Raw genomic sequence first — 15,833 nt, forward strand, 5'->3', positions numbered from 1 at the left:
ATCATACTGTTGCACTCCCGACGCTTGATGCGCTCTTCTCATCGGCGGACCGGTTGCAGGAATTGGCAAAAATGGCGTCTCAAAAAGGTAAGAACAAAGTGGATGCACGCGCACCGGCTCCGGCTCCGCAAGTTCCGGAAGGGCCAGATCGTTTCTATAACCGCGAGCTTTCCTGGCTGCAGTTCAACCGGCGTGTGCTCGAGGAAGCGCAGAACAAGCATCACCCCGTGCTCGAGCGGCTGCGCTTTCTTTCGATCTCGGCGTCGAACCTCGACGAATTCTACATGGTGCGCGCGGCCGGCATTTACGGGCAGATCGCGGCAGGCGTGACGACGCTGACCCAGGATGGACTGACGCCGAAGCAACAGCTCACCGAGATCAACCGGTTTGCGGCGAAGCTGGTGGCCGACAAGCAAGCCGTCTGGATCGACCTCAAGAAGGAAATGGCCGCGGCCGGTGTCGAGATCGTCGAACCGGTCAGCCTGACGCCTGGCGAAAAATCCTGGCTGCAGCGTCTGTTCATGTCGCACGTGTTTCCGATCCTGACGCCGATCGCCGTCGACCCCGCGCATCCGTTTCCTTTCATTCCGAACCTCGGCCTGACGATGGTCGTGTGGATGCAGCGAAAGAGCGATGCAAAGGCAATGAGCGGCCTCATTCCGATTCCGAGCCAGCTCGAACGCTTCATCCGGCTGAGGGCCGAAGAAGCCGCAAACGGGCCGCTTCGTTTCATCCAGCTCGAAGAGATGATCGGCATGTTCATCTCGGAACTGTTCCCGGGCTTCGACGTGAAAAGCCAGGGCGCGTTCCGGGTGCTGCGCGACAGCGACGTGGAGCTGCAGGAAGAAGCCGAAGATCTGGTGCGGTCGTTCGAAACGCTGCTCAAGCGCCGGCGGCGTGGGCATGTGATCCGTCTCGAACTCGATGCGCGCATGCCGGACCGGCTCAAGAAGTTCGTCATCGACGAGCTGGAGGTGGGTGAGGAGTCGGTCTTCAGCAAGGAAGGGCTGCTCGGGCTTTCCGACACGTCGCAATTGATTGTCGCCGACCGGCCGGATCTCATGTTCGGCGTATTCAATCCGCGCTTCCCGGAGCGTATCCGCGAATTCAACGGCGATTGCTTCGCGGCGATCAGCAAGAAGGATCTCGTCGTCCATCATCCGTACGAGAGCTTCGACGTGGTGGTGCAGTTCCTGCGTCAAGCCGTGGCGGACCCGAACGTGATGGCCATCAAGTGGACGCTTTACCGAACCGGGCGCGACAGCCCGATCGTGCAGGCGCTCAAGGAAGCGGTGGAAGCCGGAAAATCGGTTACGGCGGTCGTGGAGCTGAAGGCGCGCTTCGACGAAGCCGCGAACATTCGCTGGGCGCGCGATCTCGAAAAGGCGGGCGTGCACGTTGTCTACGGCTTCATCGAGCTCAAGACACACGCCAAGCTCGGGCAGATCGTGCGGCGCGAGAACTCGGAGCTCGTCACCTACTGCCACATCGGCACCGGCAACTATCATGCGCAGACGGCGCGCATCTATACGGATCTCTCGCTGTTCACGACGGACGCCGGCATCGCGCGCGATGTCACACGTATCCTAAACTTCGTCACCGGCTACGGTGAGCCGGCGGAACTCGAGCATGTGGCGGCAAGCCCGCGCGGTATCCGCAATCGCATCCTGGATCACGTCGAGCGCGAGATTGCTCACGTCAAAGCAGGTCGCCCCGGCGCGATCTGGATGAAAATGAACTCGCTCGTGGACGCGCAGATCATCGACGCGCTTTACGAGGCGAGCCAGGCTGGCGTCGAGATCGATCTCGTCGTGCGCGGCGTCTGCTGTCTCAAGCCGGGTGTGCCGGGTCTGTCCGAAAACATCCGTGTCAAGAGCATCATCGGCCGCTTCCTCGAGCATGCCCGCATCTATTGCTTCGGCGAGGGCGAGGGACTGCCGTCGCCGAACGCGGCCGTCTACATCAGCTCGGCGGACATGATGCCGCGCAACCTCGACCGGCGCGTCGAGGCGATGGTGCCGATCAAGAACGCCACGGTGCACGAGCAAGTGCTCGATCAGATCATGGTCGCCAATCTCAAGGACAACCAGCAGAGCTGGGAAGTGAAAGCGGACGGTTCGTCTTCGCGCGTTGCACCGGAGCCGGGAGAAGCTCCGTTCAATGCTCATAAGTACTTTATGACCAATCCGTCGCTGTCAGGCCGCGGACAGGCGCTCAAGAAACATTTCCCTCCCAGGTTCGATCTGCAAAAAGACTAGACCACGCACGCCGGAGACCCTATCAGTCTGTCGCGAGACGCAGGGTCCGGATGCCGGGCCTAAACTTATGATGTAGAGCGTGTTTCACGTCCTCAAACGATTTGCCGGTAAACGCTCTTAGTCGGATCGTGCTTCTAATCGGACTTGGTTACATGCATGGCTCCGCCATGACCGGGCCCCACCCCGGATCAAGTCCGGGACGGATTTTTACGGAAGCACTCTAGGCAGGACTCATCAGTGAGCTTGACGCAGGTGTTTGGCGCGCGGGGAAAAGCAGCGGAGCTCGAACCGCTCGGCGTCATTGACATCGGGTCGAACTCGGTGCGCCTCGTGGTGTACGAGGGTGCCGTGCGCGCCGCGATGCCGATCTTCAACGAAAAGGTTTTGTGCGGGCTGGGCAAGTCTCTCGCCTCGACCGGGCATCTCGGCGAAGAAGGTGTCGAGCGCGCGCTCGAGGCGCTGCGCCGGTTCCGGACCGTCGCGCGCATTCTCAAGGTCAAGAACCTGCGTGTGCTTGCCACGGCTGCCGTGCGCGAAGCAACCGACGGGCCGAGCTTCATTAAGCGCGCGGAGAAAGCAGCCGGCGTTCGTATCGAGGTGCTGTCCGGCGAGCAGGAAGCGCAGCTCGCGGCCTACGGCATCCGGATGGGGTTCGTGAACGCGGACGGCCTCGCGGGCGATCTCGGCGGCGGCAGCCTCGAGGTGATCGACATCTACAAGGACCGGCTCAACGATGCGGCGACGCTGCCGCTCGGCGGTCTTCGCCTCATCGACCAGACGGGCAACAAGATCGAGCGCGCTCTGCCGGTCGTCGACGAGGCGGTGGCGCAGGTCAACTGGTTGATCAATGGACGTGGCCGTCCCTTCTACGCCGTGGGCGGAACGTGGCGGGCGCTGGCAAAGCTCCACATGGAGCACACGAACTATCCGCTGCGCGTCATGCATGGCTATGCCATTCCAACGCGGGAAGCGATCGAGTTCTGCCAGTTCGTGAGGCGCGCGAAAAAGGCTTCGACGCTGAAGGGTATGGAAGACGTCGCGCGGGCGCGGCGTGACGTGGTGCCATTCGGCGCCCTGGTGCTCGAACGGCTGCTAGAAGCGCTGGCGCCGTCGGAGGTGGTGTTCTCGGTCTACGGTATTCGCGAAGGCCTGCTGTTCAGCCTGATGACCCCGCACGAGCAGGCGAAGGACCCGCTGCTGTGCTACTGCGAGGACTACGCGAAGCTCCGGTCGCGTTCGGTCACACATGCGCATGAGCTTTGTGCGTGGACCGATGCCCTGTTCGAGGGCGATGGGCTCAAGGAAACCGAAGAGGATCGCCGGCTGCGGTACGCCGCGTGCCTGTTGTCCGACATCGGCTGGCGCGCGCATCCCGACTATCGGGGTGAGGAGAGCCTCAACGTTGTTTCACACGCGGGGCTACCGGGCATCGATCATCCGGGGCGGATCTTCCTGGCGCTCGCGGTCTACTATCGTCACGTGGGGTCGGACGACGCGAAGGGCGACGAGCTTTCCACCCGCCTTCGGCTCTCGGTCAGCAAGCGGGCGCAGAAGCGCGCCCGCATCATCGGCGCGGCGATTCGCGCAGCCCATATGCTCTCGATCGGGATGCCGGGCGTGATCGACGAGACCAAGCTCTCGTACGAGGGCACCAAACTGGTGCTGACGCTTCCCAAGACCTATGCCTCCCTCGACGGGGAACGCCTGCGGCGGAGGTTCGCATCCCTGGCGGAACTGCTGGCGCGGGAGCCGGAGATCCGCATCCAGGGATAGGCATGCGCCATTTTAGATCTGGTGTCGGGCGCTTTACTTCCCGTATCTATCGGTGTCCGGCTGCGTTCTGCGGTCGGGATCCCAGACAAGTTTTAGGCTTTTCTTGGGAATATCGTTTGTCCCGATATTCGGGAAGCACTGGTAGGACTCCCTTCCGTCATGGCCGATGATCCGTACGATATCCTGGGCGTGCCACACAGTGCGACCGAAGATCAGATCCGGAAGGCTTATCTCAAGCTCGTGAAAGAGCTTCACCCTGACGTGAACCCGTCGAAGAAGGCGGAGGAGCGCTTCAAGCTGGTGACGGCCGCTCACGACATCATCGGCGATCCCGATCGGCGCCGGCAGTACGACAACGGCGAAATCGATGCGTCGGGCGAGCAGCGGCGGCACAGCTATCGGCCGCAAGGCGCAGGGGCCGGAGCGCGCTCGCGCGGGGCCGGTGGGCCGATCTTCGAAGATTTCGGCGACGTTTTCTCGGATCTCTTTTCAGGCGGCGGACGCGGCGGAGCGCGCGGGGCCGGCTTCTCAACCAAAGGACGGGATGTCCGCTATACGCTCGACGTCGACTTCCTGGAAGCCGTGCAAGGCGCCAAGAAGCGGGTGACGCTGCCGGACAACGGCGTGCTCGATCTGGCGGTTCCGGAAGGGGTGTCGGACGGGCAGGTGCTGCGGTTGCGCGGGCGCGGCGAGGCCGGGATTGCGGGCGGCGAAGCGGGCGACGCTTTGGTCGAGATCCGTATCCGGCCGCATCGCGAGTTCCGGCGCGAGGGCGACGACATCCTGATCGAGGTGCCGATCACGATCGATGAAGCGGTGCTCGGCGGTAAAGTCGAGGTGCCGACGGCCGGTGGCCGCGTGCAGCTCACGATCCCGAAGGGAACCAGCTCCGGACAGGTCATGCGGCTCAAGGGCAAAGGCGTGCGTAACGCCGCGACAGGGAGCGTGGGCGACGAACTGGTCACGGTGCGGATCGTGTTACCGGAGACGATCGACGACAGCCTGTCGTACTTCCTGACCGAGTGGCGTCAGAAGAACAAATACGATCCCAGGAAGTAGGCAACGGGCAACAGGCAGCCGGCAGGTGAGAGAAACTCCTGCCCGTTGCCTGCTGTCTTCGTTCAGCTATTGGGAAGGCTGAGCGCGAGAACTTCGCCTTTGGCGAGGGTCAGTGCCAGCTCGCCGCGCTTGAGCTTGAGCGCATCCTCGCCGAACAGCTGGCGACGCCAGCCTTTGAGGGCGGGGACGTCGGGCTCGGCTTCGCTTGCGATCCGCTCCAGATCCTCGGAATCGGCGATCAGCCGCGGAGCGACGCGGTGGCGGGCGGCGGAGGCCTTCAGCAGCACCTTCAGAAGCTCGATTGTCGCGGTGGCTTCCGCTGACATCGGCTGGTTGTGGGGCAGGGCCGGGACCGTTTTGGGATCGCGCTCCAGGCCGCGCTTCACGGCATCGATGATGTCCTTGGCGCGCTGCGAGCGAGCGAACCCGTCGCTCAACGTGCGCAGCTCCGAGAGCTTTTCCGGGGCCGTCGGCTGCTGGTTGGCGATGTCGTAAAGGGCTTCGTCGCGCAGGATGCGCCCGCGCGGAACGTCCTGAGCCTGGGCCTGGCGCTCACGCCAAGCCGCCAATTCGATCAATACGGCCAGCGCCTTGCGGTTCTTGACGCGCATCTTTAGGCGTTGCCACGCATTTTCAGGGTGGCTCTCGTAGGTCGATGGGGCCGTCAGCTCGGCCATCTCCTCGTCGAGCCAGGATTCGCGGCCGGTGGTTTCCAGCTCGGTCTTGAGATGGGTGTAGATGTCCCGCAGGTGGGTGACGTCGCCGATCGCGTAGACGAGCTGCTTTTCTGAGAGCGGCCGTCGGCTCCAATCGGTAAATCGCGAGCTTTTGTCGAGGTCGCGCCCGGTGATCTTCTTGACGAGATTGACGTAGCTCACGCTCTCGCCGAAGCCGCAGACCATGGCCGCGATCTGGGTGTCGAATATGGGGGTCGGGATGAGGCCCCCCGCTTCCGAAAAGACGATCTCGACGTCCTGGCGCGCGGCGTGGAACACCTTCACGACGCTCTTGTCCGCCATCAGCTCGTAGAACGGCTTGAGATCGATCCCCTCGGCGAGCGGGTCGACGATGACCTCCTCGTGGGGGCCGGCGAGCTGGATCAGGCAGAGATCGGGCCAGAACGTCTGCTCGCGCATGAACTCGGTATCGACGGCGACGTAATCGCCGGCCGCGAGTCTGGAGCAGGTTTCGGAAAGGGCAGAAGTGGAGGTAATGACGCGCATTGCGGGACGTTTATAGACAGGCCGGACGCCGCTGTCGCTAGGCTTGAGCAGGGAAAGAGCATTTTCTTGCCGCACCCGGTCCGAGGCGCCGGGGCGGCTCATCGGCCCGGCTGGCCCGGATGCCATTGGGACGGCCGCCGGGAGGGTCGGCTGAGCTTCTCTAAGGGCGGCGAGGTGGCGTGAGGCACCTCCGGCAACACCCCGCGCTTTTTCCGGGCGTTCACGATCCCCACAAAATAATCCCGTCGAAAAAGCGAATCGGGGGGTGCGACATCTAGTCAAGAAAACGCTGGTGATGTATAAAATTCCCAGGCGCGGGTTGCTGTGTTGCGTGGTTTTCAGTTCGGCGAAGATGTCGGAATTGGCCAGCTTTTAAAGTTGGTGTTCTGAATATAAATTGTCGCCTGACGATCCCTGCATTTCTAAAAAATTCAACCAGGATTTGCGCCGCGATTCCGTGCGTCGTGTCGTTGCCACGTCGTCATGTGGCGCGTGCGTGCGCATGGTGCTTTCTCTCTCTGGATCTGCGGCTCGATCTGGCGTGTCCAGATCGACGAGTTGCGTGGGAGTTTGTCGTGCAAGAGCTTGGCAGGCATAAGCCTATTATCAGTGTACGATCTCCGGTTCTGCAGCGGTATCCCTTCGAGGGACGCGCCCCCGAGCGAGCGGATCCAGGACCGGCGGTGCAGCTCATCGCCCGCGATGTCTTCGTCTCAGAGACGGCGATCAAGCTCGATCAGATGCTCGTGGAAATCAAATCTCTGGGCCGCGAGATTCAAATCATAAAAAGTGATATCGCCGAGCTTCGTGACGACGCCGCGCAAAATTTCCGATTTTCCCAAATGGTCGATCGCGAGCATAAAACGCGCACCGCCAAGCTCGACGAACTTTCGCGACGTTTCGATTATCTGAAAACCCGTTTTGACACGATCGATGGAAATTCGAAAGGCGACTATCACGCTTTTCGAAGTTTTGAGGATATCAGCCGTCGGTTGACAGAGCTTGGTTCGATCGAGCGCGATTTCCGGGGTGTCGCGGGGAAGCTCAAGCTCAGTGTGGCGTTGTTCTCGGCTTCGGTGCTGGTCTGGTTCCTGGTACTCGTCAGCGGCTAGGGCATGGTTGCTTTCGTAGGTCGCAATTACGTTCCAGGTTCTTGGTCAGACCAATGATTCAAGCGACCTGCCTGATGGGGTCCCTGCGATCACCTTAGCGAGACCAATGATTCACGCTTCGGACTTTTCCTGCGCTGCCGATTCACGCCGCGGCCGATAGGGGCCGCGACGACCGGAGCGCGTGGGCCTAAAGCGATCATGGTCTGGGCGCATCTGCCCGCCCGTTTTGTTCGCGCGATGCGGCGTTGGGGACAGTCCCGCGGCCGCGAGAATTGCCGGCTGGTGCTTTTCCCGTTCTTCTCCCGAATATTAGTCGCCAAGGGGCGTTCGCCCGCGCCTGTGCCCCTCCCGCCCCTGAGCCTTGACTTTGGGGGGGCGTCATGCGCTTTTCCGCCAGCAAAATTAGCGGGGAATTGCCCTGATTGCGCGGATCCGGAGGGCCGGCCGCGGGAATTCGGGGCCTTGAGGTATTGGGCAGATGGCAGAGGCAAAGACGGCAACAGCGGGCGGCAAAGGCGGGGCGGGTGCGAGCGGAGGGCTCCATCGCTACCGGTCGCATACGTGCGGGGCGCTGCGGAGCGGCGACATCGGCACCACGGCGCGGGTTTCCGGCTGGGTCCATCGCGTGCGCGACCACGGCGGCGTTCTGTTCATCGACCTGCGCGACCACTATGGCGTTACCCAGGTGGTGGCCGATCCGGACAGTGCCGCTTTCAAGACGGCGGAGGCGGTGCGATCGGAGTGGGTGATCCGCGTCGACGGCAAAGTGCGTCAGCGTCCGGAAGGTACGACGAATGCCGATCTGCCGACCGGCGAGATCGAGCTTTACGCCCTCGAGATCGAGGTGCTGTCGGAAGCCAAGGAACTGCCGGTGCCGGTGTTCGGCGAGCCCGACTATCCGGAGGATCTGCGCCTTACCTACCGCTTCCTCGACCTGCGCCGCGAGACACTGCACGGCATCATCATGAAGCGGCTTCAGATCACGAAGTCGCTGCGTGCGCGCATGCACGACGCGGGCTTCAACGAATTCCCGACGCCGATCCTGACGGCCTCGTCGCCTGAAGGCGCGCGCGACTTCCTGGTGCCGTCGCGTATCCATGCCGGCAAGTTCTATGCGCTGCCGCAGGCGCCGCAGCAGTACAAGCAGCTGCTGATGGTCTCTGGGTTCGATCGCTACTTCCAGATCGCGCCGTGTTTCCGCGACGAGGATCCGCGCGCCGACCGGCTGCCGGGCGAGTTCTACCAGCTCGATCTCGAAATGAGCTTCGTCGAGCAGGAAGACATCTTCCAGACGATGGAGCCGATCCTCACCGACATGTTCGAAGAGTTCAGCGAGGGCAAGCGCGTCGATCGCGGCTGGCAACGCATTCCCTACGACACGGCGATTTCGAAGTACGGCTCCGACAAGCCGGACCTGCGCAACCCGATCGAAATGCAGGATGTCACCGAGCATTTCCGCGGCTCGGGCTTCAAGGTGTTCGCGGGGATGATCGAGAAGGACCCGAAGGTCCGCGTATGGGCGATCCCGGCGCCGGGCGGGGGCTCGCGCGCGTTCTGCGATCGCATGAACGCCTGGGCGCAGAAGGAAGGCCAGCCCGGCCTCGGTTACATCTTCTGGCGCGAGGAAGAGGGTGCGGCAGGCGCCGGTCCGATCGCGAAGAACGTGGGCGCAGAGCGCGCGACTGCCATCCAGACACAGATGGGCCTCAAGACAGGTGATGCCTGCTTCTTCACGGCCGGCGATCCGGCGCGGTTCTACAAGTTCGCAGGGCTTGCGCGCGACGAAGTCGGCCGCGAGCTGAAACTGATCGACGAAGGCCGCTTCGCGTTCGCGTGGATCGTCGACTTTCCGTTCTACGAGTGGAACGAGGATGAGAAGAAGATCGACTTCTCGCACAACCCGTTCTCGATGCCGCAAGGTGGGCTCGAAACGCTGCAGGCGGCCAAGGGTCCGGAGGACTATCTCAAGATCAAGGCGTTCCAGTACGACATCGTCTGCAACGGTTACGAGATCGCGTCTGGCGGCGTGCGCAACCATCGCCCAGATGCGATGATCGCGGCCTTTGGCGTTGCTGGGCTCGGGCCGGAGGTGGTTGAAGAGCGTTTCGGCGGTATGCTGCGTGCGTTCCAGTACGGCGCACCGCCGCATGGCGGCATGGCGGCCGGTATCGAGCGCATGGTGATGCTGCTCACGGGCACCAAGACGGTGCGTGACGTCGCGCTATTCCCGATGAACCAGCAGGCCAACGACCTGCTCATGGGGGCGCCAAGCGACGTTTCGCCGAAGCAGCTGCGCGAGCTTTCGATCCGCGTCGTCGCGCCGGAGAAGAAGTAGCCTTGTGCAGGCGGGCGTGTTCAGCGCCCGCTTACGCCGAGGCCGTCGAGGTAGATGAGGACGGCGGCTTCGAGCAGCTCCTCGGCCTGCATCGGGATCGGGCGGCGGGCGTTGTCGCCGCGGGCAAAAAGCGCCGCGATGCCGTGTGACAGCGACCAGATGTGGAGTGCCATCATCAACGGCGGCGGGCGGCGCTCCTTCGGCAAAGTTCCGATCAGCGCTTCGCAGCCATCGCGCAGGACGCCGAAAGCCCGATCGCCCTCGGCGCGGACCTCGGGATAGTCCGCAAGCGACAAGCCGGATTCGAACATGGCCGAGAAGTATGCGGGCTCTCTGCTGGCGAACGCCAGGTAGGCTGCTCCCAGCCGGTTGAAGGCTTCGCGCGGGTTCGGACGGCCCTCGTTCCAGGCCGCGACAAGCGCCTGCGTGAAGGCCTCGAAGCCGCGCTTTGCGACATCGGCGATCAGGGCGTCCCGGTCGCGGAAATGGCGATAAGGTGCAGCCGGCGACACGCCCGCCGCGCGCGCGGCCTCCGCGAACGTGAACCCGGCCGGGCCCTTCTCGCGGATCAGGGTCAGGGCGGCCTCGATCAGGGCCTCGCGCAGATTTCCGTGATGATAGCGGCGGCGCTCGCCGGGACCGCGGTCTTTGTGCCAATTCATGCGCGGGAGTGTAGCTTATTCGAAGGCCGCGGGCAGTAGGCAACGGGCAGGCAGCAGGATTGCGGGGTTGGGGGGGAGAGGGTGACAGTAATCTATGTGGACGCGGATGCGTGTCCGGTTAAGGACGAGGTTCAGCGCGTGGCCGGCCGACACGATCTCGCGATCGTCTACGTGTCGAACGCCTGGATGCGGCTGCCCGAGGGACTGAAGGTCGAGCGGATCATTGTGCCGGACGGGCCGGATGCGGCGGACGACTGGATCGCGTCGCGCATCGGCAAGGGGGACATTGCGGTGACGGCCGACATTCCGCTGGCGGCGCGATGCCTCAAGGCGGGCGCGCAGGCGCTCGGTCCCACGGGAAAGCCCTTCACAGACGCGAGCATCGGGATGGCGCTCGCGATGCGCGATCTTTCCAAGCATCTGCGCGAGACGGGCGAGAGCCGCGGGTTGAATGCTTCCTTCACGCGGCAGGATCGCTCGCAGTTTCTCGAGGCGCTCGAGCTGGCCGTGCAGCGTGCGAAGCGTGGGTAGGAAAATCGGCAATCGGTGCTAGGCACCCGGCAATCGGAACAGCGAGAATGCCGAATGCCGCTCAGCGCTTGATTGCGCGCAGCTCCTCGGTGATGCGCGCCGACTGGGAGGGCCAGCTTGCCGCGAGCCAATCGTCGGTTCCGAAAAGCCAGTACCAGAAGCGGTTGCGGCGGTAGTATTTCTCGACGGTGATCCGATGCATCTTGTCGACCGTTGCCGACAGGGTCTCGAGCATTTCGACCGGCTTGGCGGCGGCCTTTTCGAGGCTGTCGATGCGGGTGGCGAGTGCGGTGAACGCGTTGGTGGCGTCGATGGCCTGCACGTCGAACGACGTCGCCAGCGTGTGCTGGTTGGTGCTGATCTTGGCGAGGCCGTCGTGCACCTCGGTTAGATCCTGCGTCAGCGCGTCGGAGAAGCGCGAGAAGCTTTCCTGGCCGGACGCGCTCTCCTGCGAGATGACTTCGGTCAGCCGGGTGATTTCTTCGCGCAGGCTCGCGCGCTCCCGGGCTGCGATCGAGACCGCGTTTTCGGTTCTCGCGACAAAGCCGTTGAGGGCTTCCTCAAGCGCTCCAAGGCGGCGGTGGGCTTCGGCGAGGCCGTCTGTCGCGGCTGAATGGTGGGCGTCGCTGTTTGCGGAAAGCGTGTTCAGATGCTCGACAAGCGGGTTCGAGACCAGGGCCGTGATCTCGCCCGGCTGGCGGCCGAGCGCTGCCGACAGCTCGCCTAGCTCGGTGGAAAGCTTCTGTGCGCTTGCCTCGGCATTCTCGCGATCGGCGGAAGCCGAGACTTCGATCACCTCGAGGCGATCGAGCAGCGGACCGAGATCCACGGCGGCGCGCGACGCCAGGGTTTCGACGGCCGAGCGCGTGATCGAGATTTCGCTCTGAAGGGCGCGTTCGAGCAGGCCAAGGCGATCCTGCAGCGGGCCGAGGTCGGTGCCGATGACGGGATTGCGTGCGGTCAGGAAGGCCTGCTCGAGGTTTTGCAGGCGATCTCCGTAGACCGATTGCAGCTTGTCCTGAGCCAAGCCGCCGTAGCGGGACGTGTCTTCACGCTGTGCCATGAGCTCTCGCTGCAGGTCTTGCAGCACTCCCGATAAGATCTGACGTTCTTTTGCGAGTTCGGTCGTCAAGGTGCGTACCGACTGCTCTATGGAGTCGATGCGCGAAGTCTGGTTCTGGCTTTCGGTCGTTGCCGGAGCGGTCCGGTCGGTGGCGCCGGTGCGCTGGGATTTGGAGTTTCCACGCGAGCGCGTCTGAACGATTTCCGTCTCTATGGTTTCCGCCGGCGGCGGAAGCGGGCGGGGCAGGCCGCCGGGAATGAGGCGTGCGAGATTTCTGAATTCCACGCCGCTGTCGAACAGCGCGTAGACGATGTCCGACACGTTTACGGGTGCCTGGCGGCGATAGGCGCGACCGGACGCCAGCCGCAGAACTTCCTCGAAGCTGTCGGAGCGGCGCGGCGTCGATTTGCCGTTGCCGTGGACCGTCGGAACTTCGGTTGCGACGAAGGTTGCCGCATCGCGTCGCAGCGCCGCCACGCGTACGCCGCGCTCGGCCAACACCTCGGCCGCATCGTCGATGCGGGTCAGGGCATAGATCAAATGCTCAAGGTAAACTTCAGGTGCGCGATGGGCGGAAGCGACGTCGAAGGCATGATTGCAGCAGTCGAGGACGGTCTCGTCGACCCAGATAGGCGCGCCCCGATGGGCTGTCGAGTTCCGCGACCTGTGCGCGACGACGAAGGGGTCGGTCGACTGCGACGCGGAAAGATCACCGGGAGTGGGATCCGGCGTTCTCAGATCGAGATCGTCACCGCGATAGGTCATTCATTCAACTCCCCTCACGCAACGAGAAAAGCAGGGCAAGCCGCCGTCTTTCATCGTCCCCCGGCGCGGTGCATGCGAGATCGGCGAGGCCTGCCGTTTTCGCCCCATCCGCCGCTTGGTTGCATCCGCGCGCTAACAGACAATAACCTCTTCCGCCGTGAGGAGCGAGTGGGGCGTTTACGATGGCGCAAACGTGGTAAACCGCACCGGCCGAACCCTGCATCAGGCCTTGTTGTGCCTAGAATTTCGCGTCATGCCGGGGCCAGAATCGATGCTAAAATCGTGGATCAAAGCTGAGAGAGCCGAGCGTGAACGTCATTGAAAATCGCTCTGCGGGGCGCAAAAGACGAGGCCCTTCGTGGGCCGCGCTTGTCGTGGGAGCCGTGGTCTCGATCGCGGGGCTTACTGTCGATGCGCGCGTTCTCGGAACCGGACCGAGCGTTGCCGTCGCGGCTCCGGGAGATGCCAAGCCCTACGACGATAAGCTCATGCGGCTCGCGGAAATTCTTGGAGCCGTTCACTATCTGCGCGAACTCTGCAGCGCCAATGACGGACAGATGTGGCGCGAGCGCATGAAAGAATTACTCGATACCGAAGGTGGAACGGCGTTGCGCCGCGCGCGTCTCACGCGTAGCTTCAATCAGGGATATCGCAGCTACCGCCGGACTTATTCGACCTGCACGCCGACCGCGCAGTCGTCGATCGAGCGATTTCTGGCCGAAGGCATTCAGATCGGCGACGGGCTCGTCAAGAGCACGCCGTAATTGCGGGTCTATGCATGGGTTCCACGCCCGTTTCTCGCGGATCGCGCGAAACAGTGGGTAGTGGGTAGTTTACTGTGAATTACCACGGCATCTGGCCGCGCGGGGAACGCGTGTTAGGTGTACCGTCAATGACGGGGCGAGACTTGTGAAGCATGGGGTGGCTTGGCTGAGCTCTCGAACCAATATCCTGGGGGAAGGACCGTGATGGCATCGCATACCGAACTCACTTCATCTGAAGACCTAAGCTTTCGTGCCCTTAGCCTTATTCTGGCTGCCTGGGACGAAGGAACCGAGAGCGGCGTTGCGCCTGAGCAGATGGCATACGCCGCCCTGTTCACAGCGTTGACGGACCTCGTCTCGCTCTATGGCGAAGACGCCGTGAAGAAGCTTGCTTGCGGGCTTGAGCGGCGGATCGACCTCGGTGAATTCACGCTCGACCGGAACGTTCAATAACCAAACAAGGCGGAGAGCCGGAGCGGCGCGGGGCCGCCTCCTGCTTGCGCTTGCCGGTGCGGCCGCGCGGCGGCTTCCTCGGAAGCGCCCTTCAGGGCAGCGATTTCCAGATCATCTCGCCCACCAAAAGGGCGCCGAAACCAAGTAGCAGCACGCCGGAAATTCGGTTGGTCTGGGCCAAGTGCGCCGGGCTGAACCGGTGGCGCAATCTGCCGATCAGGCGGGAAAGTCCGAGCCACCACAGGAAGCTGCCTCCCATGATCGAGGCGACCATGGTGAGGACATCCACGTAGCTGTGCACCTCGACGAAGGTGCTGATGCCTCCGAAAATTGCGAACAGGCCCAGCACCGCACCGGGATTGGTGATGGTGAGGAAGAACGTTTTCGGAATGTCCCAGGCGTAGTCGCGCAGAGAGGCCACGTCATCGGCTTCTGACTGTATGCTCGCGAGGCGCGGGGGAGCGAAGTAGAGCTTGAGGCCGAACGCGAACAACGCGAGCCCGCCTACAACCTGAATGCCATCGCGGTGATGTTCGATCGCGCCCGAAATGGCGCCGACGCCAAGGCCTGCGAACAGCGCGATCAGCCCATCGCCAAGGGTGGCGCCGATGCCCGCGGCCATGCCGCCCCAGAAGCCTCGCTCGATGGCGCGCTGAATGCAGAGGACGTTGACGGGGCCGACAGGAGCGGCAACAAGCACCCCGATAACTATTCCGACGGGAATGATGAGAAGGTTGGGAACTAGCTGCATGTGCGCCACCGCGGCGACAGAGCTATATCAACTTCCGGCATTGCACCTCGATCAGGACCTAGCCGCTAGGTCAGTGGAAGGAAACAGGAGCGTCATGCGTCAGGAACCGAGGGTGCTCGAATTTGGCTCTGATGGAAAGTGGCGCGCTTGCTCCCCCACAGCCAAGACCATGAAGCGGAACACTCAGGCGCGGCCCGTGCTGCCGCGGGTTTTTCGAGGCTGCTGGACGATGCCATTGGTAGCGATGGCAATTTACCTTGTCCATGCGGTTTACCCCGGTGTTGGAGCTATGGCCGGCGGTTCTGCTGCCGCTCCCTCCGGGGAAACCCCTGCGAAAACGCGTGCCGTGGCCAAGGAGCGCGCGTTTCATGGCACGCTTCCTCAAAGCGTCGCCGACATGCGCGAGCAGATCCTCGCCGCGATCGTTGCCGGGGACGTCGCGGAGCTTCGCGATGCGATCGAATGGAACGAGATCAAACCGGATTTCGGCAAGGAGGCCAGTGCGGATCCGTTCGCGTATTGGAAGACGATATCGAGCGACGGGCAGGGGCGCGAGGTGCTGGCCATCGCGGCCAATCTTCTGTCTCTCGCGCCCGCACGCCTCGCGATCGGCAAAGACCCCGAGAATACGTTGGTTTACGTATGGCCATATCTGGCAGAGCTTCCGCTCGACCAACTGACGCCCGCCGAGGAGGTCGATCTCTATCGCCTAATGCCGGCGGCGACGGCCAAGGCCATGCGGGACGCAAAAAAATGGACGTGGTGGCGGATCGCGATCGGCGCCGATGGGACTTGGCACACGTTCCGGAAATACGATTAGCCGGAGATACGACGGACCAATTGTCGGTGCGGCATGAAGGGACTTGCTCTGATACCGGTTATTTTCCATCAGTATCAACCAATTCCGGCAACGCGTGCATGCGACTGGAAGCTTGGATATAGTGCCCCCATGTAACCGGTGGCGCCCATGCTCACCGCCCGGCATTTCTTGTCGTGTGTCTCGACGGAAGCCGAATTTCACCCCGGATGTCCGTGCGTGGCGTCTGGGGCAGGCTTCCTGGAGCCATTTTGCGTAACACGAGGT

General features: G+C 62.9%; 13 protein-coding genes. 9 read left to right on the plus strand and 4 right to left on the minus strand.

The window, feature by feature from the left end; translation table 11 throughout:
* Positions 1 to 71 precede the first annotated feature (71 nt).
* From RCO24_RS11780 to RCO24_RS11790, 3 genes are all read left to right on the plus strand, one after another.
* On the plus strand, positions 72 to 2,258 hold the full coding sequence (locus RCO24_RS11780) for an RNA degradosome polyphosphate kinase (protein WP_308962238.1): 2,187 nt from the start codon (positions 72 to 74) through the stop codon (positions 2,256 to 2,258).
* Positions 2,259 to 2,495: 237 nt separating this feature from the next.
* Entirely contained in the window at positions 2,496 to 4,031 is a 1,536-nt protein-coding gene (gene ppx / locus RCO24_RS11785) for an exopolyphosphatase (RefSeq protein WP_374990945.1), read from the plus strand.
* Between the two features lie 159 nt (positions 4,032 to 4,190).
* Positions 4,191 to 5,090, plus strand: coding sequence for a DnaJ C-terminal domain-containing protein (locus RCO24_RS11790; protein WP_308962240.1), 900 nt, complete (start codon positions 4,191 to 4,193; stop codon positions 5,088 to 5,090).
* A 62-nt stretch (positions 5,091 to 5,152) separates the two neighbouring features.
* On the opposite strand, the gene rnd is transcribed toward RCO24_RS11790, so the two are convergent.
* Positions 5,153 to 6,313, minus strand: coding sequence for a ribonuclease D (gene rnd / locus RCO24_RS11795; RefSeq protein WP_308962241.1), 1,161 nt, complete (start codon positions 6,311 to 6,313; stop codon positions 5,153 to 5,155).
* A gap of 575 nt (positions 6,314 to 6,888) precedes the next feature.
* Between rnd and RCO24_RS11800 the strand changes: the two genes are divergently transcribed.
* Positions 6,889 to 7,425, plus strand: a complete 537-nt coding sequence (locus RCO24_RS11800) for a hypothetical protein (protein WP_308962243.1) — start codon at positions 6,889 to 6,891, stop codon at positions 7,423 to 7,425.
* Positions 7,426 to 7,903: 478 nt separating this feature from the next.
* Positions 7,904 to 9,760: an aspartate--tRNA ligase gene (gene aspS, locus RCO24_RS11805; RefSeq protein WP_308962245.1), complete on the plus strand. Its 1,857-nt coding sequence runs from the start codon at positions 7,904 to 7,906 to the stop codon at positions 9,758 to 9,760.
* A gap of 20 nt (positions 9,761 to 9,780) precedes the next feature.
* Here the strand turns inward: aspS and RCO24_RS11810 are convergent, their stop codons facing one another.
* Positions 9,781 to 10,422: a TetR/AcrR family transcriptional regulator gene (locus RCO24_RS11810; RefSeq protein WP_308962247.1), complete on the minus strand. Its 642-nt coding sequence runs from the start codon at positions 10,420 to 10,422 to the stop codon at positions 9,781 to 9,783.
* An 81-nt stretch (positions 10,423 to 10,503) separates the two neighbouring features.
* Here RCO24_RS11810 and RCO24_RS11815 point away from each other — a divergent pair, with 81 nt between their 5' ends.
* Positions 10,504 to 10,953 (plus strand): YaiI/YqxD family protein, encoded by a 450-nt coding sequence (locus RCO24_RS11815; RefSeq protein ID WP_308962248.1) that lies wholly within the window; start codon positions 10,504 to 10,506, stop codon positions 10,951 to 10,953.
* Positions 10,954 to 11,014: 61 nt separating this feature from the next.
* Here the strand turns inward: RCO24_RS11815 and RCO24_RS11820 are convergent, their stop codons facing one another.
* Positions 11,015 to 12,781: a Clp protease N-terminal domain-containing protein gene (locus RCO24_RS11820; protein WP_308962249.1), complete on the minus strand. Its 1,767-nt coding sequence runs from the start codon at positions 12,779 to 12,781 to the stop codon at positions 11,015 to 11,017.
* 308 nt (positions 12,782 to 13,089) lie between these two features.
* On the opposite strand from RCO24_RS11820, the gene RCO24_RS11825 reads away from it, so the two are divergent.
* Both RCO24_RS11825 and RCO24_RS11830 read left to right on the plus strand, forming a co-directional pair.
* On the plus strand, positions 13,090 to 13,545 hold the full coding sequence (locus tag RCO24_RS11825; RefSeq protein ID WP_308962251.1) for a TIGR02301 family protein: 456 nt from the start codon (positions 13,090 to 13,092) through the stop codon (positions 13,543 to 13,545).
* 204 nt (positions 13,546 to 13,749) lie between these two features.
* A complete protein-coding gene (locus RCO24_RS11830; protein WP_308962253.1) occupies positions 13,750 to 13,998 on the plus strand; it encodes a hypothetical protein in 249 nt (82 codons plus the stop codon).
* A 91-nt stretch (positions 13,999 to 14,089) separates the two neighbouring features.
* Here RCO24_RS11830 and RCO24_RS11835 read toward each other — a convergent pair whose 3' ends face one another.
* On the minus strand, positions 14,090 to 14,749 hold the full coding sequence (locus RCO24_RS11835) for a LysE family transporter (RefSeq protein ID WP_308962255.1): 660 nt from the start codon (positions 14,747 to 14,749) through the stop codon (positions 14,090 to 14,092).
* Positions 14,750 to 15,095: 346 nt separating this feature from the next.
* On the opposite strand from RCO24_RS11835, the gene RCO24_RS11840 reads away from it, so the two are divergent.
* Positions 15,096 to 15,569: a hypothetical protein gene (locus tag RCO24_RS11840; protein WP_308962257.1), complete on the plus strand. Its 474-nt coding sequence runs from the start codon at positions 15,096 to 15,098 to the stop codon at positions 15,567 to 15,569.
* Positions 15,570 to 15,833 lie beyond the last annotated feature (264 nt).

The sequence above is a fragment of the Hyphomicrobium sp. LHD-15 genome (genome assembly GCF_031157355.1).
In the GTDB taxonomy this organism is placed as follows: domain Bacteria; phylum Pseudomonadota; class Alphaproteobacteria; order Rhizobiales; family Hyphomicrobiaceae; genus Hyphomicrobium_C.

Coding starts and splice junctions, on each gene's coding strand:
- RCO24_RS11780 (WP_308962238.1), top strand. CDS start 72: ATGGCGTCTCAAAAAGGTAAGAACAAAGTGGATGCACGCGCACCGGCT.
- aspS (WP_308962245.1), top strand. CDS start 7,904: ATGGCAGAGGCAAAGACGGCAACAGCGGGCGGCAAAGGCGGGGCGGGT.
- RCO24_RS11820 (WP_308962249.1), bottom strand. CDS start 12,781: ATGACCTATCGCGGTGACGATCTCGATCTGAGAACGCCGGATCCCACT.
- RCO24_RS11835 (WP_308962255.1), bottom strand. CDS start 14,749: ATGCAGCTAGTTCCCAACCTTCTCATCATTCCCGTCGGAATAGTTATC.
- rnd (WP_308962241.1), bottom strand. CDS start 6,313: ATGCGCGTCATTACCTCCACTTCTGCCCTTTCCGAAACCTGCTCCAGA.
- RCO24_RS11830 (WP_308962253.1), top strand. CDS start 13,750: ATGGCATCGCATACCGAACTCACTTCATCTGAAGACCTAAGCTTTCGT.
- RCO24_RS11810 (WP_308962247.1), bottom strand. CDS start 10,422: ATGAATTGGCACAAAGACCGCGGTCCCGGCGAGCGCCGCCGCTATCAT.
- RCO24_RS11790 (WP_308962240.1), top strand. CDS start 4,191: ATGGCCGATGATCCGTACGATATCCTGGGCGTGCCACACAGTGCGACC.